Consider the following 17,761-nt stretch of genomic DNA (forward strand, 5'->3'; position numbering starts at 1 on the left):
CTTTCTCTTACCTCAAACCACTACCGATACTTACAACTTCGGCCCAGCAGCCTTGATCGCGTCGCTCACTTCGAACTTCTTGAAGTTCTCGATGAACAGACCGRCCAACGCCTTGGCAGCCTCATCGTAAGCAGCCTTGTCAGCCCAGGTGTTGCGTGGGTTCAACAGGCCGGTTTCAACGCCCGGCACAGCCAATGGCACGTCGAGGTTGATGGTGTCGAGGTGTTCGGTGGCTGCACCGATCAACGCGCCGCTCTGGATCGCTGCGATTACCGCACGGGTGGTCGGGATGTTGAAGCGTTTGCCGACGCCGTAACCGCCGCCGGTCCAGCCGGTGTTGACCAGGTAGACCTTGGAGCCGAAGCCGCGGATGCGCTTGATCAGCAGCTCTGCGTATTCGCCAGCCGGACGCGGGAAGAACGGTGCGCCGAAGCAGGTGGAGAAGGTCGACTTGATGCCGCTACCCGAACCCATTTCGGTCGAGCCCACCAGTGCGGTGTAGCCAGACAGGAAGTGGTAGGCCGCTTGTTCTTCATTGAGGATCGACACTGGCGGCAGTACGCCGGTCAGGTCGCAGGTCAGGAAGATCACTGCGTTTGGCTCGCCGCCCAGGTTCTTCTCGGAACGCTTGGCAACGTGCTCCAGCGGGTAGGCGGCGCGGCTGTTCTGGGTCAGGCTGACATCGGTGTAGTCGGCGTGCTTGGCGTCGTCGATCACGACGTTTTCCAGGACGGCGCCGTGCTTGATGGCTTTCCAGATAACCGGTTCGTTCTTCTCGGACAGGTCGATGCACTTGGCATAGCAACCGCCTTCGATGTTGAACACCACGCCCTCGCCCCAGCCGTGTTCGTCGTCACCGATCAGGTAACGGCTTTCGTCGGCGGACAGGGTGGTCTTGCCGGTGCCGGACAGACCGAAGAACAGGGTCACGTCGCCCTCTTCGCCGATGTTGGCGGCGCAGTGCATTGGCAGCACGTCGGCGGCCGGCAGCAGGAAGTTCTGCACCGAGAACATGGCTTTCTTCATTTCACCGGCGTAACGCATGCCGGCGAGCAGCACTTTCTTCTGCGCGAAGTTGATGATCACGCAGCCGTCGGAGTTGGTGCCGTCACGCTCTGGCACGCACTCGAAGTTGGCGACGTTCAGAACTTGCCACTCTTCACGACCGGCCGGGTTGTACTGGGCCGGATTGATGAACAGGCAACGACCGAACAGATTCTGCCAGGCAGTCTGGGTGGTCATTTTCACGGCCAGATAATGCTCTTCAGCCGAACCTACGTGCACGTGGGAAACGAAATGCTCTTGCGCGTTGTTGAACGCCTCAACGCGGTCCCACAGGGCATCGAACTTGTCGGCCGGGAACTTGCGGTTGATCGGGCCCCAGGCGATAGCGGCCTGAGTGGTTGGCTCTTCAACGATGAAACGGTCGACTGGCGAACGACCAGTACGGTGACCGGTGCGAACCACCAGCGCGCCAGTGTCGGCAAGCTCGCCTTCACCGCGCTTCAGGGCTTCTTGAACCAGATCATCAACACTCAGATCGGTGTACACGGCGTTATTGGCTTGCGTCATGAGGTTCCCCGTCGGCCAGTGGCCGAGTGCTCCAAACGTTTTGTAGTAGAAAGTTGTGCACTACTACCGCGAAAAAAGTGGGCCGGATTATGCCAGAAAAGCCCAAAAATAGTAGGGCCCTCCCGTCAGGACGGCGTTATTCCGGCGTTTACTAGTGAATTTACCTGCGCTGAAGCGTTTTAGTGACGGGTATCTGACGGCGTATCGACACCTGCTCCGGCGAACAATTGGGTGATATCGGCCGCATCGAACAGGTAGCGCTGGTTGCAGAACTGGCAGTCGATTTCGATGTGGCCACCGTGTTCGACGACCAGTGCCTGAGCATCTTCCTGGCCCAGGCTGGACAGCGCATTAGCCGAACGCTCACGCGAGCAACTGCAATGGAAGCGTAGTTTCTGCACATCAAACAGGCGCACCTGCTCTTCGTGGTAGAGACGATGCAAGATGGTTTCGTTGTCCAGGCTCAGCAATTCATCGGCGGTCAGGGTGCTGCCCAGCGCGGTGATGTGCTGCCAGCTGGCGGCGCGGTCTTCTTCGTCTTTCAGGCGGTCGGCCGGCAGTTGTTGCAGCAGCAGACCACGGGCGCGACGGCCATCGGCGTGCAGCCAGAAGCGGGTGCCGACTTGCTGCGACATGACGAAATAGTTGGTGAAGCAGTCGGCCAGGGTCGCGCCGTCGAGGTCGACGATGCCCTGGTAACGCTGGCCCTGGATCGGGTCGACGGTGAGCGCCAGCACGCCGTCGGGCATCATGTCGGCCAGGGTCGCGTCGGCGGCGATCAGTTCTGCGTCGTAACGGGCCAGACCACGGATTTCACGCTCGCTGGAGCACTCGATCATCAACAGCGACACCGGGCCTTCGGAACGCGCCTGCAGGATCAGCAAGCCATCGAACTTCAAGGTGCCGACCAGCAGCGCCGCAGCCGCCATCAGTTCGCCAAGCAGTTGCGCGACCGGTTCCGGATAGGTGTGTTTGGCGAGGACTTCGGCATAGCTACGCTCCAACGCCACCAGCTCGCCGCGGGTGTCGCTGTCATCGAAGATGAAGCGTTGGGTGTAGTCGGTATCCGGTAGATCAGTCATAGGTCTGGGTATCTGAAGTGAAGACTAAAGGATGACAAGGGCTGAGAGTCGCGCCTTGCGCACCGTTCCGGTGCATTAATGTTGGCCATGGCAGGCATTTTATGAACAATCCGGGTTTGTTCCAAGCAAGGTCGAACCGCGGCGTAGTGATGCTGGGTAGTTTAGTCCCGTTAGCGGCCAAACCTTATTCGTTGCTGCTGCCATGAAACTTGAACAGGTCCCGACGCTGTTTCTTGCTCGGCTTGCCGTCGGTGCTGACGCCCAACGCACCGGCCTTGCGCTGGGCTGCGGCGTTTTCGCGTTTGGCGATGCTGGCGTCGGTCTCAACGTACAACGTCTGGGCCTCAGGGGCACCACGACGGACGATCGAGAGTGCCTGGACCACCACGGTGCGCTCATCGAAACCGGCGCGAATCTGAAATTCGTCACCAATCCTCGGTTCCTTGCCCGGCTTGCAGCGCTCCCCCCGGCAATGCACCTTGCCACTCTCAATGGCGGCCTTGGCCAGCGCACGGGTTTTGTAGAAGCGCGCCGCCCACAACCACTTATCGAGACGGACTTTGTCGTCCTCTTCGTTTTTTTGTGCCATGGGTTTTCCTCATTCTGAAATATTTCTGAACTGTACTACCGTTTCTGTCGTGCCATGAATTTCACCGGTTCAGCATACAATGCGCGACGCTTTCGAGCCTCGCTCGGCAGCCGAGAATCCGGGCCGTAGATATCTGTCGCCTTTTAACCTTTATTCTGCGTGAATACCGCAAATTCGGCCGCTTTGCGGTGCGAACGGTTCCTCACCGGTTGAGCACATTTGAAGACATTTGACCATTTGACCGTTGTGGGTCTGCGCGAATGGGTGGCGCTCCCTGATTTGGGAGTCGCGGGCCTGCGGGCGAAGATCGACACTGGCGCCAGCACCTCCAGCCTGCATGCCACCGAAATCGAGCCGTTCGAGCGCGACGGGGAAACGTGGGTGCGTTTCAACGCGCACCTGGGCACGGTGGTGCAGTTGCGTCACCGCCGCTGCGAAGCGCCGCTGGTGACGATGAAAACCATTAAAAGCTCCAACGGCCAAGCACAGGTGCGTTACGTGATCAGTACCACCCTGGCGCTCGGCGATCGGGTGTGGCGAGTAGAGTTCACCCTCGCCTGCCGCAAGTCCATGCGTTATCGCCTGTTGCTCGGTTCCAAAGCCCTGATCGACGGCCAGTTGGTGGTCAATCCAGGCATTAAATACGTTCAAGACAAGCCGGTGTTCCCGGTGTCCACTACCTCTTCCACAGGTGTTGCATGAAGATCGCTGTGCTGTCGCGGAACCCGCGTCTGTATTCCACTCGTCGTTTGGTTGAAGCCGGCACCGAACGCGGCCATGAGATGGTGGTGATCGATACCCTGCGCGCCTATATGAACATTGCCAGTCATAAGCCGCAGATCCACTACCGCGGCAAGCCGCTGGAAGGCTTTGATGCTGTGATCCCGCGGATCGGCGCCTCGGTAACTTTTTACGGCTGCGCGGTATTGCGCCAGTTCGAAATGATGGGCGTGTTCCCGCTCAACGAGTCGGTGGCCATCGCCCGCTCGCGGGACAAACTGCGCTCGCTGCAATTGCTTTCACGTCGCGGGATCGGTTTGCCGGTCACCGGTTTTGCTCACTCGCCGGACGACATTCCCGACCTGATCGAAATGGTCAACGGCGCACCGCTGGTGATCAAGGTGCTGGAAGGCACTCAGGGCATCGGTGTGGTGATGTGTGAAACGGCGACGGCGGCGGAGTCGGTGATCGAGGCGTTCATGGGCCTCAAGCAGAACATCATGGTTCAGGAATACATCAAGGAAGCCGGCGGTGCGGACATTCGCTGCTTCGTGGTCGGCGACAAGGTGATCGCCGCGATGAAGCGTCAGGCCAAGCCCGGCGAGTTCCGCTCCAACCTGCACCGTGGCGGCAGCGCCAGCCTGATCAAGATCACCCCGGAGGAGCGCATGACCGCGCTGCGTGCGGCCAAGGTCATGGGTTTGAGCGTGGCGGGCGTGGATATCCTGCGCTCCAACCACGGGCCGCTGGTGATGGAGGTGAACTCGTCGCCAGGGCTGGAAGGGATCGAAACCACCACCAGCAAGGACGTGGCAGGGATCATCATTCAGCACATCGAGAAGAACGGCGGGCCGAATATGACGCGGACCAAAGGAAAAGGTTAACGCTCAGCCCGTCCCATCGTGGCGAGGGAGCTTGCTCCCGCTGGAGACCGAAGGACTCCCAAATGCAGCGGTTGTGCTGGATCAGATTAAACACAATTGCTGGTTTTGCGGTTGCTGCGCAACCGAGCGGGAGCAAGCTCCCTCGCCACAAGGATCGCAACCAGCCGTTAGACAGCATCCCTCGGCAACATCAACCCCAACGGCAACCGTACCCGCGCTTCCAGGCCGCCACCCGAACGATTACGCAGTTCAACATTGCCGCCATGCATCGAAGCAATCCGCTTGACGATAGCCAGCCCCAACCCGGTGCCCTTGCCACCCCGCGCACGGTCGCCGCGGGTGAAGGGGTTGAAGATCGCTTCCAGCTCTGACGGATCGATCCCGGCACCACGGTCCATGACGCTCAGCACCACGTAAGGCGCGCTGACGTCGCCCGAGACATACGCCGCCACTTCAACGCCGCTGCCAGCGTGATGCAAGGCGTTGCCGATCAGGTTGTTCAGGAGGCGTTTCATCGACACCCGGCGCAACGGGAACGGCTGAATCGGCTCCAGGCGCAAGCGCACCCGCTCCTCGTTCTGGTTGTAAGGCGCCGCCACTTCGCGCACCAGATCACTCAGGTCGACCTCTTCGACCGACTCGTCCCGACCATCGCGAATGAATGCCAGGAACTGGTCGAGAATCGCGTCCATGTCTTCGATGTCACGCACCATGTCGTCGCTCAGGTCGCTGTGGTTGCCCATCAGCTCCAGCGACAGGCGCAAGCGGGTCAACGGCGTGCGCAGGTCGTGTGAAACGCCGGCGAGCATCAACTCACGTTCGCGGCCGGCCTGTTCAACGTCTTCTGCCATCTGGTTGAACGCTCGATAGACCTCGGTCATTTCACTCGGCGTATCGCTGATCGGCAGACGCACGCTGCGCCCCTGCCCCAGTTGCCGGGCGGCATCGACCAGCCGTTTGAGCGGCTGGTTGAGCTGGCTGACGAAAATCCACGCCGATGCGGTGGATAACAAGCCGATGGCGAGAAACCAGCCGAGTACGTTCCAGATTTTCTGGCCACGCAACGGATGCGGGTACAGCGGTACTTTCAACCAGCCGTCACCCAGGCTCGGGGCCCGAACCCAAAGCGCCGGCGGTGCATGCATGCGCAATCGCACTTCGGTGTCGGCACCCAGTTCGGCCTGCATCTGGCGTTGGTATATTTCGCTGTAGGGCCAATGCTGTTCACCCTCGGGAACACCGGCGCCCACCACACGAATCAGTGTCGCGGCATCGGCAATCTTCGCCCGGTTTTCTTCGTCTGCGGCCCAGTAGGCACGCAAGGTCAGCGCGACACCGTGACTGTATTGGCGGTCCACCAGCACGTCCTCGTTCATCAACAGATAAACCAGGGTCAGCGCCTTGGAAAACAGCACGACGATCAGCACCAGCCAGAGGGTGCGAGAGAAGAAACTTTGGGGGAACCACACGGGGGTTTTCATAGACAACCGCTACATACTTTGCAGGAGCGAGCCAAGCTCGCAGAATTGCGGATCGCGAATCAACCGGGTGACACGTTACCCGGCTGACCCGCTCCTACAAATCACCGATCACTTGGTCGCGGTGCCGTCCGGAACGAACACGTAACCCACGCCCCAGACCGTTTGAATGTAGCGTGGTTTCGACGGATCAGGCTCGATCATCCGGCGCAGGCGGGAGATCTGGACGTCGATGGAACGCTCCAGGGCATCCCATTCGCGGCCACGGGCCAGATTCATCAGCTTGTCGCGGGTCAACGGTTGACGTGCATTCATCACCAACGCCTTGAGCACTGCGAATTCACCGGTGGTGAGCATGTGTACTTCGTCGCCGCGCTTGAGTTCGCGAGTCGCCAGCGACAATTCGTAATCACCGAAGGTCACGCTTTCGTCTTCGCTGCCCGGTGCGCCCGGTACAGGAGCCGACTGGCGCCGCAGGACCGCTTTGACACGCGCCATCAGCTCGTCCGGGTTGAACGGCTTGGCCAGGTAATCGTCGGCGCCCAGTTCCAGGCCTTTGATACGGCTCAGCTCATCGCCCTTGGCGGTGAGCATGATGATCGGAATCTGATTGTTTGCGCCACGCAAACGGCGGCAGGCGGTCAGGCCGTCTTCGCCGGGCAACATCAGGTCGAGGACGACCAGGTTGAACACTTCACGCGCCAGCAGGCGATCCATCTGTTCGGTGTTCGGTACGGCGCGGGCACGATAGCCCTTGCTGACGAAAAAACGTTCCAGCAGGCTGCTGAGCCCCGGATCGTCGTCAACGATAAGAATTTTTTCGCCTTCAGCAGTTTGTGCAGTGCTGCTCATTGGATGCTCCTTTGATCTCGGCGCGCATTATGGCGTAGCTGCCGTTATACGCACCGTGTGCATTGTTAGCAGATTTTTCCTATGTCGCCAGCGACATGGCCTTTATGCCTACAGCCCGCGATGCCCCCATCGGGCAGAACGGCGGTTATAATGCGCGGCCTTTTGTGTCGGGCAACGTCTGATCGTTACTGCCGGTGGCGGCTTTTTATTTTTCATCGCCCGGCAGTAATTGTTCGATTCCACGGGTCAATGGGATGCCTTTTGATCCAGGTAGCGGCGCTGGCCAGGCCGCTCAACCAGACTCGCCGGGCCTTATTCCCAGCGCCCGCGAGCCTGCTTTCACAATTTGTCAGGTGGTTTTATGGACAGCATCAACAGCCGCATCGCCGAGGAACTCGGTGTACGCCCACAACAGGTCGAAGCGGCCGTCGCGCTACTCGATGAAGGCTCCACGGTGCCCTTCATCGCCCGCTACCGGAAAGAAGTGACCGGCAGCCTCGATGACACGCAATTACGTCATCTGGAAGAGCGTCTGCGCTACCTGCGAGAACTCGACGAACGGCGCATCAGCATCCTTGCCAGCATCGAAGAGCAAGGCAAGCTGACCCCGCAACTCGAGCGCGATATCAAACTCGCCGACACCAAGACCCGCCTCGAAGACTTGTACCTGCCGTACAAGCAAAAACGCCGCACCAAGGGCCAGATCGCCCTGGAAGCCGGCCTTGGCGAACTGGCCGACGGCCTGTTCAACGACCCGAACCTGACGCCAGACACCGAAGCCGCACGCTTCGTCAACGCCGAAAAAGGCGTGGCGGACGTGAAGGCGGCCCTCGAAGGCGCCAAGTACATCCTCATGGAACGCTTCGCCGAAGACGCCAACCTGCTCGACAAGTTGCGCAGTTACCTGAAGCAGGAAGCCACCCTCAGTGCCCGCGTGATCGCCGGCAAGGAAGAAGAGGGCGCCAAGTTCCGCGACTATTTCGAACACGACGAACCGCTGAAAAGCATGCCATCGCACCGCGCCCTGGCGATTTTCCGTGGCCGCAACGAAGGCATCCTCAGCTCCGCGCTGAAAGTCGGTGACGAGCTGCCGGGCACCATGCACCCGTGCGAGGGCATGATCGGTCAGCAATTCGGCATCGCCAACCAGAACCGCCCGGCCGACAAATGGCTCGGTGAAGTGGTGCGCTGGACCTGGAAGGTCAAGCTCTACACCCACCTGGAAACCGACCTGCTCGGCGAGCTGCGTGACGGCGCCGAAACCGAGGCGATCAACGTGTTCGCACACAACCTGCACGACTTGCTGCTGGCCGCGCCCGCCGGCCCACGTGCCACGCTGGGCCTGGACCCGGGCCTGCGCACCGGCTGCAAGGTGGCGGTGGTCGACGCCACCGGCAAGCTGCTGGATCACGCCACGGTTTACCCGCACGTGCCGCACAACAAGTGGGACCAGACCATCGCCGTACTCGCCGCCCTGTGCGCCAAGCACTCGGTGGACCTGATCGCCATCGGCAACGGCACTGCCAGCCGTGAAACCGACAAGCTCGCCGCGGACCTGATCAAAAAATACCCGGCGATGAAAATGACCAAGGTCATGGTCTCCGAAGCCGGCGCTTCGGTGTACTCGGCCTCGGAACTGGCCTCCAAGGAATTCCCGGACCTCGACGTGTCGATCCGTGGCGCGGTGTCGATTGCCCGTCGCTTGCAGGACCCGCTGGCCGAGCTGGTGAAGATCGATCCGAAATCCATCGGTGTCGGCCAGTACCAGCACGACGTGTCGCAACTGAAACTGGCGCGTGGCCTGGACGCGGTGGTCGAAGACTGCGTGAACGCCGTTGGCGTCGACGTGAACACCGCCTCCGTCGCGCTGCTGGCCCGTATCTCCGGCCTCAACGCGACCCTGGCGCAGAACATCGTGACCCACCGCGATGAAAACGGTGCGTTCAAGACCCGCGCTGCCTTGAAGAAAGTCGCCCGTCTCGGCGAAAAGACCTTCGAACAGGCCGCCGGCTTCCTGCGCGTGATGAACGGCGACAACCCGCTGGATTCTTCCGCCGTTCACCCGGAAGCCTACCCGTTGGTGCAACGCATCGCCGCTGAAACCGACCGCGACATCCGCTCGCTGATCGGCGACGCCGCTTTCCTCAAGCGTCTGGACCCGAAGAAGTACACCGACGAAACTTTCGGTCTGCCAACGGTCACCGACATCCTGCAAGAACTGGAAAAGCCGGGCCGCGACCCGCGTCCGGAGTTCAAGACCGCCGAGTTCCAGGAAGGCGTCGAAGACCTCAAGGACTTGCAGCTGGGGATGATCCTCGAAGGTGTGGTGACCAACGTGACCAACTTCGGTGCCTTCGTCGATATCGGCGTGCATCAGGACGGTTTGGTGCATATCTCCGCACTTTCGGAGAAATTCATCAAGGATCCGCGTGAAGCGGTAAAAGCCGGTGACGTGGTCAAGGTCAAGGTCATGGAAGTCGACATCCCGCGCAAACGCGTTGGCCTGTCGATGCGCATGAGCGACACCCCGGGCGAGAAGATCGACGGCGCTCGTGGCGCGCGTCCAGGTTCGGCGCCGCGTCAGTCTTCGAGCCCTGCACCGCGTAAAGAAACCACGGCAGCCGCGCCGAGCAACAACGCCATGGCGTCGCTGTTTGCCAACGCCAAGCAGTTGAAGAAACGCTGATGGAAATCCCTGCGGGGTTGACCGAAAGCGCTTTTTTCAAACTGCTGGGTTGCCGTTTGCACAGTCTTGAGGTCGGGGTGGCGCAAGTCGCCCTGGCGCTTGAGCCGCAGCTGCGCAATCGCGGCGGCAAGCTGCACGGCGGGGCGTTGTTCAGTCTGGTGGACATTGCCATGGGGCTGGCCTGTTCCAGTTCCCATGGTTTTGACCAGCAGAGCGCGACCATCGAGTGCAAGATCAACTACATCCGCGCCGTGGCTGAAGGCGAGGTGATGTGCACGGCGCGGGTGATCCACCCGGGCCGGCGCACGCTGGTGGTCGAAGCCGATGTGATGCAAGGCGACAAACTGGTCGCAAAAGCACAAGGCACGTTCGCTGTCCTGTAGATGCGCGTCATCAATTTGAGTTAATTTCGGCGCTGCGAAAGCTGCGCCGACGTTTCCTGTGGGAGCGAGCCTGCTCGCGAAGGCGGTGTGTCAGGCGACTTCAATGTTGACTGACATTTCTTCTTCGCGAGCAGGCTCGCTCCCACAGGGATTGCGGCGATTAATTCCTGACTGACTGGCAGCAGGCCTGTGCAGCCCGATAATGAGGCGAAAACGCCAGTTTTAACTTCACCCTTGTAGACCGTCCTGCCCACCCCCATATTGGGGCGACTGACGCGTGAAGGAATCCAACTTGAGCGAACTTCTCAACCGCCGCCTGGCTCTGCTCGGCGAGCGCGCTAACCTCTCTCTGCTCGAACAGTGTCTTCACGGCATCGAACGTGAATGCCTGCGCGTGACGGGCGAAGGTCGCCTGGCGCAAACGCCGCACCCTGAAAGCCTGGGTTCCGCGCTGACCAACGAACAGATCACCACCGACTATTCCGAGTCGCTGCTGGAGTTCATCACGCCTGCCCTGGCGGACCCTGCGGATACGCTGGCGAGCCTGGACAAGATTCACCGTTTTGCCTACAGCAAGCTCGGCAACGAGTACCTGTGGAGTCCGTCGATGCCGTGCCCATTGCCGGCCGAGGAAGATATCCCGATCGCCTACTACGGCACCTCCAACATCGGTCAGCTCAAGTACGTCTACCGCAAGGGCCTGGCCCTGCGCTACGGCAAGACCATGCAGTGCATCGCCGGGATTCACTACAACTTTTCCCTGCCGGAAAAGCTCTGGCCGCTGCTCAAGGAGGCTGAGGGCTTTGTCGGCACCGACCGCGACTATCAGTCGTCGGCCTACATTGCGCTGATCCGCAACTTCCGCCGCTACAGCTGGCTGCTGATGTACCTGTTCGGCTCTTCGCCAGCGCTGGACGCCGGCTTCCTGCGCGGTCGCTCCCATCAATTGGAGCAATTCGACGCCGAAACCCTGTACCTGCCGTATGCCACCAGCCTGCGCATGAGCGACCTGGGTTACCAGAGCAACGCGCAATCCGGGCTGACGCCGTGCTACAACGACCTGAACAGCTACACCGACAGCCTGCGCAAAGCAGTGGCCACGCCATACCCGCCGTACGTCGAAATCGGCACGCACCAGGACGGTGAGTGGGTTCAGCTCAACACCAACATCCTGCAGATCGAAAACGAGTACTACTCCAACATCCGCCCGAAACGCGTGACCTACACCGGCGAACGGCCGATCCAGGCGCTGATGGCCCGTGGCATTCAGTACGTTGAAGTGCGCTTGCTGGACATCAACCCGTTCATGCCAATGGGCATCGACCTGCCAGAGGCACGTTTCCTCGACGCGTTCCTGCTGTATTGCGCGCTGAACGACAGCCCGTTGCTGACCGCCACCACCTGCGGCAACGCCACCTCGAACTTCCTCAGCGTGGTCAAGGAAGGTCGCCGTCCGGGCCTGCAACTGCAACGCGATGGCCAGTCGGTGGACATGAAAGCGTGGGCCTTGGAGCTGCTGGAAAAAATCGCCCCGCTGGCCACGCTGCTCGACCAGAGCCACGGTGGCGACGCCCACAGCAAAGCCCTAGACGCGCAACTGGCGAAGATCCGCGACCCTTCCCTGACCCCTTCCGCGCAGGTGCTGGCAGCGATGACCGAGCACAAGGAAAGCTTCGCCCAGTTCTCCCTGCGTCAGAGCCAGGCGCACGCCGAGTTCTTCCGCAGCGAGCCGCTGCCTGCCGAAGAGCAGGCGCGCTTTGAAGAACTGGCGCGCTCGTCACTGGCCCAGCAAACCGAGTTGGAGCAGAACGAAGTCGGCGATTTCGACGTGTTTGTCGGGTCGTATCAGGCGAGCATTCTGGCGATCAGTAACTAGATATACACCTCTGTGGCGAGGGAGCTTGCTCCCGCTGGAGTCCGAAGGACTCCCAATTCCAGCGATAGTGTTTTACCCGATAAAACCCGTCGCTGATTTTGCGTCTGCTTCGCAGACGAGCGGGAGCAAGCTCCCTCGCCACAATGCTGCACACAGGTCACTGTCAGGGTTTTCCGCTCATAAGCTCATGCTAAAAAGTTATTTATTTTCTGATTCTTAGATCATTTAGTCTCATCACACGCCGAAGCCCCGGCCGCCTGATGAGGACTTTCATGATGAAACTGCACTTCCCCCTTCGCCTCCTGGCGGCCGCGTCCCTGGCTGCAGCGAGCTTTTTCGCTCAGGCGGCAGACGTCACCGTCGCCTACCAGACCACCGTCGACCCCGCCAAAGTCGCCCAGGCTGACGGCAGTTACGAAACCGCCACCCACGCCAAAATCGACTGGCGCAAGTTCGACAACGGTGCCGACATCATCGCCGCCATCGCCTCGGGTGATGTGCAGATCGGCTACCTCGGCTCCAGCCCGCTGACCGCTGCAATCACCCGCAAGGTTCCGGTCGAAACCTTCCTCATCGCCACCCAGATCGGTGCCGCCGAAGCACTGGTGGCCCGCGATGGTTCCGGGATCAAGACCCCGCAGGACCTGATCGGCAAGAAAATCGCCGTGCCATTCGTTTCCACCGGTCACTACAGCCTGCTGGCCGCGCTCAAGCACTGGAACATCGACCCATCAAAAGTCCAGATCCTCAACCTCGCGCCGCCGGCAATCATTGCCGCATGGAAACGCGGTGACATCGACGCCACCTACGTGTGGGACCCGGCACTGGGCGTTGCCAAGGAAAACGGCAAGGTGCTGATCACTTCCGGCGAACTGGCCAAGTTCGGCGCGCCGACCTTCGATGCCTGGATCGTGCGCAAGGATTTCGCCGAGAAGCACCCGGAAATCGTCAGTGCCTTCGCCAAAGTCACCCTCGACGCCTATGCCCACTACCGCAAGGACCCGCAAGCCTGGCTGGCGGATAAGGGCAACGTCGACAAACTGGTAAAACTCTCCGGCGCCAAGGCCAGCGACATCCCGTTGCTGCTGCAAGGCAACGTCTACCCGCTGGCGGCTGATCAGGTGATCACCCTCGGCGCGCCGACCACCAAGGCCATCACCGACACCGCGGCGTTCCTCAAGGAGCAAGGCAAGGTCGAGGCCGTGCTGCCGGACTACGCCCCTTACGTCAGCGCCAAGTACATCACTAACTGATCGGGAGTTGACCGCGATGGCCTTGCTTCAGCTGGAGCGCATCAGCGCACAGTACCCCGGTAGCCCGGAACCGGTGCTGGCGGATATTTCCTTAAACCTTGGGCCCCAGCAATTGCTGGTCGCCCTCGGGCCGTCCGGCAGCGGCAAGACCTCGCTGTTGAACCTGATTGCCGGGTTTGTCGAACCCAGCGCCGGACGCATCACCCTCGACGGCGTGCCGGTCAAAGGTCCGGGCGCCGAGCGTGGCGTGGTGTTCCAGGACGACGCGCTGCTGCCCTGGCAGGACGTGTTGGCCAACGTCGGTTTCGGTCTGGAACTGGCCGGCGTGCCGCGTGATAAACGCGAAGTCCGCGCCCGGGAAATGCTCGCGCTGGTCGACCTCGCAGGCTTTGACGATCGCCGCATCTGGCAGCTCTCGGGCGGCCAGAAGCAGCGTGTCGGTTTGGCCCGCGCCCTCGCTGCCGACCCGCGCGTGTTGTTGATGGACGAACCCTTCGGCGCCCTCGACGCGTTCACCCGCGAACAGATGCAGGAACTGTTGCTGCAAGTCTGGCGACGCACCGCCAAACCGGTGTTCCTGATTACCCATGACATTGAAGAAGCAGTGTTCCTGGCCACGGATCTGATTCTGTTGGCCCCCACCCCCGGGCAAATCGTCGAGCGCTTGTCGCTGGATTTCGGTCAGCGTTACGCCGCTGGCGAATCAGCTCGGGCGATCAAATCCGACCCACGTTTTATCGAAACCCGCGAACACGTACTCGCCCGTGTGTTCTCCCAGCGGCAGGAGCGCGCATGAGCAGTTATGAAATCCCGGCCACGACGGTAAACCCCGCCAGTCCATCGACGCTGATTCCGCTGCGTCGTAGCCTCGACACACGCTGGATCAGCGTACTGACGCTGATCGCTTTGCTCGCGGTTTGGTGGGCTGTTACCGCCAGTGGCCTGATCGAGCCATTGTTCCTGCCACCGCCATCGGCCGTCCTGCAAAAAGGCTGGTTGCTGGCGACCACGGGTTATATGGACTCGACCCTCTGGCAGCATTTGGGCGCAAGCCTCAGCCGGATTGGCCTGGGCCTGGGCTTTGCAGTCCTGACCGCCGTGCCGGTCGGCATCGCCATCGGTCACAACCGCATCGCACGCGGCGTTCTCGATCCGCTGATCGAGTTCTACCGGCCGGTACCACCGTTGGCCTACCTGCCGTTGATCGTGATCTGGTGCGGCATCGGTGAGCTGTCCAAGGTGTTGCTGATCTATCTGGCGATCTTCGCCCCGATCGCCATCGCCACCGCGACTGGCGTACGCACCGTCGACCCGGCCAAGTTGCGCGCGGCGCAGTCGTTAGGCGCGACCCGGGCCCAACTGATTCGCCATGTGATTTTGCCGAGCGCGTTGCCGGACATTCTGACCGGCGTGCGCATTGGATTGGGCGTGGGTTGGTCGACGCTGGTGGCTGCCGAACTGATCGCCGCCACCAGCGGCCTGGGCTTCATGGTGCAGTCGGCCGCGCAATTTCTGGTCACCGATGTGGTGGTGCTGGGGATTCTGGTGATCGCGCTGATCGCCTTCGCCATGGAAATGGGCCTGCGAGCGCTACAACGCAAACTGGTGCCGTGGCATGGTCAGGCGCACTAATTATTCATGTGGGAGCGACGGTGCGGCGATCCGACCTGCTCGCGATAGCGGTGGGTCAGTCAACATTGATGTTGAATGTAATTCCGTCATCGCGAGCAGGCTCGCTCCCACAATCGGCACCCCGGATTGAAGAGAAAGCCATGAGCAGCCTGACCATCACCCCACTCAGCACCGCGCTCGGTGCGCAGATCAGCGGCGTCGATATCTCCCAGCCGCTGAACCTCGAACAGCGCGACGCGATCGAGCAGGCACTGCTCAAGCACCAAGTGCTGTTCTTCCGCGAGCAGCCGATCAACCCACAGCAGCAAGCACGCTTTGCGGCGAATTTCGGCGACCTGCACATTCACCCGATCTACCCGAATGTGCCGGAACAGCCAGAAGTGTTGATCCTCGACACCGCCGAAACCGACGTACGCGACAACGCCGTGTGGCACACCGACGTGACTTTCCTGCCGACCCCGGCCCTTGGCGCGGTGCTCAGCGCCAAGCTGTTGCCGGAGTTTGGGGGCGACACGCTGTGGGCCAGCGGTATCGCGGCGTACGAAGCCCTGTCGACGCCTCTGCAAAACCTGCTGCAAGGCCTGACCGCGACTCACGATTTCGTCAAATCCTTCCCGCTGGAACGCTTTGGGACTACGCCTGAAGCACTGGCTCAGTGGGAAGAAGCGCGCAAGAAAAACCCTCCACTGTCACATCCGGTGATCCGCACGCACCCGGTCAGCGGGCGCAAGTCGTTGTTCGTCAATGAAGGCTTCACCACGAAGATCAATGAGCTCTCGGAAACAGAAAGCGAAGCGATTCTGAAGCTGCTGTTCGCCCATGCTACGCGGCCGGAATTTACCATTCGCTGGCGTTGGCAGGAGAATGACGTGGCGTTCTGGGATAACCGCGTGACCCAGCATTTTGCGGTGGACGATTACCGGCCAGCACGGCGGGTGATGCACCGGGCGACGGTATTGGGGGATGTGCCGTTTTTCCGCTGAGCCACTGACTTCTTTACTGCTTTTTATGGCCCCATCGCGAGCAGGCTCGCTCCCACATTGGATTTGGGTTGACCACAAATCTGTGGCCGACCGAAAACCCTGTGGGAGCGAGCTTGCTCGCGAAAGCAATCCGACAGACACCAAAAGATCCAGCGCCGAACACTTACTCCGCCGTCGAAGGCTTCTCCCACAAATTGATCCCGCCTTCCTGGGCAAACCGGTCAATCTCTGCCAGTTCTTCAACGCTGAAGCTCAAGTTCTTCAACGCCCCGACGTTCTCGATAATCTGCTCCGGGCGGCTGGCGCCGATCAGCGCCGAGGTCACTCGGGGGTCACGCAGTGTCCAGGCCAGGGCCATTTGCGCCAGGCTTTGGCCACGGCGTTTGGCGATTTCGTTGAGGGCGCGCACCAGGGCGATGTTGGCATCGGACAGGTGTGACGCTTGCAACGAGTCACCGCCCGGACGATTGACCCGTGCATCTTTCGGTACGCCGTTGAGGTACTTGTCGGTCAACAGCCCCTGAGCCAACGGCGTGAACGCAATCACGCCCGCGCCGAGTTCATCGGTGGCGTCCAGCAGGTCTTTTTCCACCCAGCGGTTGAGCAGGTTATAAGCCGGCTGGTGGATCAACAGCGGGACTTTCCACTCTTTCAGCAGTGCAGCCATTTCGCGGGTTTTCGCCCCGGAATACGACGAGATACCTATGTACAGCGCCTTACCCTGCTGCACGGCAGTCGCCAATGCGCCAGCGGTTTCTTCCAGCGGAGTGTCCGGATCGAAGCGGTGGGAGTAGAAAATATCCACGTAGTCGACGCCCAGGCGTTGCAGGCTCTGGTCGAGGCTGGCCAGCACGTATTTACGCGAGCCGCCACCCTGACCGTAAGGACCCGGCCACATGTCCCAACCGGCCTTGCTGGAGATGATCAGCTCGTCGCGGTACTGCTTGAAGTCTTCGCGCATCAAACGGCCGAAATTGATCTCGGCACTGCCGTACGGCGGGCCGTAATTGTTAGCCAGGTCGAAGTGGTTGATGCCCAGGTCGAAGGCGGTACGCAGCAAGGATCGCTGGGTATCGATCGGTGTGCTGTCGCCGAAGTTGTGCCACAAGCCCAGCGACAGTGCCGGCAGCACCAGCCCACTGCGCCCGACGCGGCGGTAAGGAATGGAGTCGTAACGATCAGCAGCAGCGGTGTAAGTCATCGAACCCTCTCTTGTTGTGAGCGACGAGGTCGTCAGCGTTGCCCAGCATACGCTCAGGCAACGCATTCAAAACGGGGAGTTCGACTAAATGCTGAAACGTTTCAAATCATTCTTGATTCTGGCCCTTATGCCGACAGTTCGCGCAGGGCCGCCGCTGCCAGAAACCCGGATCTTGAGTTGTACCGTTGATCGCGTCTGACCGTCTGATCAATGCGCTCCAGCAACTGCTCTGGCAGCGTTGCATTGAAACGCACGGACTTGCCGAAATACGGCGTCACGTCAAACTCGACCACTGCCCAAACACCTCCCGCGTAATCCGGGTTTTCGAAGTGCTCGTCGATCTCACGCACCTGCGGCAACGGATCGCCATCAGCGACCAGTCCTTCGTAATGCAACGCCAGCGCTTCTTTAACGTTTTCGAGCGCCTGCGCCACCGTTCCACCTGCTGAGAAACAACCCGTAACGTCGGGGATGATCACGCCGTAATCTGAGTCGGCATCCTTGTGCAGTACGACTGGGAATTTCATGGGGATAGGCCCTTCCAATCCGCCCCCATTGGGGCGTTGATCG

The 17,761-nt window shown here is 60.7% G+C and carries 16 protein-coding genes; 9 read left to right on the forward strand and 7 right to left on the reverse strand.

Annotation, left to right across the window (positions count from 1 at the left end):
- Positions 1-30: 30 nt before the first annotated feature.
- The 3 genes from AC1DIH_RS17600 to AC1DIH_RS17610 form a co-directional block, all read right to left on the reverse strand.
- Positions 31-1,572: a phosphoenolpyruvate carboxykinase gene (locus AC1DIH_RS17600; protein ID WP_477772653.1), complete on the reverse strand. Its 1,542-nt coding sequence runs from the start codon at positions 1,570-1,572 to the stop codon at positions 31-33.
- Positions 1,573-1,751: 179 nt separating this feature from the next.
- Entirely contained in the window at positions 1,752-2,654 is a 903-nt protein-coding gene (hslO, locus tag AC1DIH_RS17605; protein WP_477772654.1) for an Hsp33 family molecular chaperone HslO, read from the reverse strand.
- 184 nt (positions 2,655-2,838) lie between these two features.
- Complete coding sequence (locus AC1DIH_RS17610; RefSeq protein ID WP_477772655.1) at positions 2,839-3,243, reverse strand: RNA-binding S4 domain-containing protein; 405 nt, start codon at positions 3,241-3,243, stop codon at positions 2,839-2,841.
- Between the two features lie 219 nt (positions 3,244-3,462).
- Between AC1DIH_RS17610 and rimB the strand changes: the two genes are divergently transcribed.
- Positions 3,463-3,945, forward strand: coding sequence for a retropepsin-like aspartic endopeptidase RimB (gene rimB, locus AC1DIH_RS17615; protein ID WP_054595098.1), 483 nt, complete (start codon positions 3,463-3,465; stop codon positions 3,943-3,945).
- Positions 3,942-4,847: a 30S ribosomal protein S6--L-glutamate ligase gene (gene rimK / locus AC1DIH_RS17620; protein WP_054595097.1), complete on the forward strand. Its 906-nt coding sequence runs from the start codon at positions 3,942-3,944 to the stop codon at positions 4,845-4,847. The genes rimB and rimK overlap by 4 nt, the downstream gene beginning before the upstream one ends.
- 167 nt (positions 4,848-5,014) lie before the next feature.
- Here the strand turns inward: rimK and AC1DIH_RS17625 are convergent, their stop codons facing one another.
- Positions 5,015-6,328 (reverse strand): ATP-binding protein, encoded by a 1,314-nt coding sequence (locus AC1DIH_RS17625; RefSeq protein WP_054595096.1) that lies wholly within the window; start codon positions 6,326-6,328, stop codon positions 5,015-5,017.
- A gap of 108 nt (positions 6,329-6,436) precedes the next feature.
- Positions 6,437-7,177, reverse strand: coding sequence for an osmolarity response regulator transcription factor OmpR (gene ompR, locus AC1DIH_RS17630; RefSeq protein ID WP_054595095.1), 741 nt, complete (start codon positions 7,175-7,177; stop codon positions 6,437-6,439).
- Positions 7,178-7,538: 361 nt separating this feature from the next.
- Between ompR and AC1DIH_RS17635 the strand changes: the two genes are divergently transcribed.
- From AC1DIH_RS17635 to tauD, 7 genes are all read left to right on the forward strand, one after another.
- Positions 7,539-9,863 carry a Tex family protein gene (locus AC1DIH_RS17635; RefSeq protein WP_477772656.1) on the forward strand — a complete coding sequence of 775 codons (2,325 nt, stop codon included), beginning with the start codon at positions 7,539-7,541 and terminating at the stop codon, positions 9,861-9,863.
- Entirely contained in the window at positions 9,863-10,246 is a 384-nt protein-coding gene (locus AC1DIH_RS17640; RefSeq protein WP_054595093.1) for a PaaI family thioesterase, read from the forward strand. Before AC1DIH_RS17635 ends, AC1DIH_RS17640 begins: the two co-directional genes overlap by 1 nt.
- A gap of 292 nt (positions 10,247-10,538) precedes the next feature.
- Positions 10,539-12,122: a glutamate--cysteine ligase gene (gene gshA / locus AC1DIH_RS17645; protein ID WP_477772657.1), complete on the forward strand. Its 1,584-nt coding sequence runs from the start codon at positions 10,539-10,541 to the stop codon at positions 12,120-12,122.
- 275 nt (positions 12,123-12,397) lie between these two features.
- The gene (tauA, locus tag AC1DIH_RS17650; RefSeq protein ID WP_429539539.1) at positions 12,398-13,375 is read left to right on the forward strand and encodes a taurine ABC transporter substrate-binding protein; all 978 of its coding nucleotides are present in this window, start codon (positions 12,398-12,400) and stop codon (positions 13,373-13,375) included.
- Between the two features lie 16 nt (positions 13,376-13,391).
- Positions 13,392-14,171: a taurine ABC transporter ATP-binding subunit gene (tauB, locus tag AC1DIH_RS17655; RefSeq protein ID WP_477772658.1), complete on the forward strand. Its 780-nt coding sequence runs from the start codon at positions 13,392-13,394 to the stop codon at positions 14,169-14,171.
- A complete protein-coding gene (tauC, locus tag AC1DIH_RS17660; protein ID WP_477772659.1) occupies positions 14,168-15,007 on the forward strand; it encodes a taurine ABC transporter permease TauC in 840 nt (279 codons plus the stop codon). Before tauB ends, tauC begins: the two co-directional genes overlap by 4 nt.
- A 140-nt stretch (positions 15,008-15,147) precedes the next feature.
- On the forward strand, positions 15,148-15,990 hold the full coding sequence (gene tauD, locus AC1DIH_RS17665; protein ID WP_477772660.1) for a taurine dioxygenase: 843 nt from the start codon (positions 15,148-15,150) through the stop codon (positions 15,988-15,990).
- Positions 15,991-16,153: 163 nt separating this feature from the next.
- On the opposite strand, the gene mgrA is transcribed toward tauD, so the two are convergent.
- Together mgrA and AC1DIH_RS17675 are read right to left on the reverse strand one after the other, a co-directional pair.
- The gene (gene mgrA, locus AC1DIH_RS17670; protein WP_477772661.1) at positions 16,154-17,191 is read right to left on the reverse strand and encodes an L-glyceraldehyde 3-phosphate reductase; all 1,038 of its coding nucleotides are present in this window, start codon (positions 17,189-17,191) and stop codon (positions 16,154-16,156) included.
- A 125-nt stretch (positions 17,192-17,316) separates the two neighbouring features.
- Positions 17,317-17,718, reverse strand: coding sequence for a type II toxin-antitoxin system HicB family antitoxin (locus AC1DIH_RS17675; RefSeq protein ID WP_477772735.1), 402 nt, complete (start codon positions 17,716-17,718; stop codon positions 17,317-17,319).
- Positions 17,719-17,761 lie beyond the last annotated feature (43 nt).

This window comes from Pseudomonas sp. 05N36 (genome assembly GCF_056397385.1).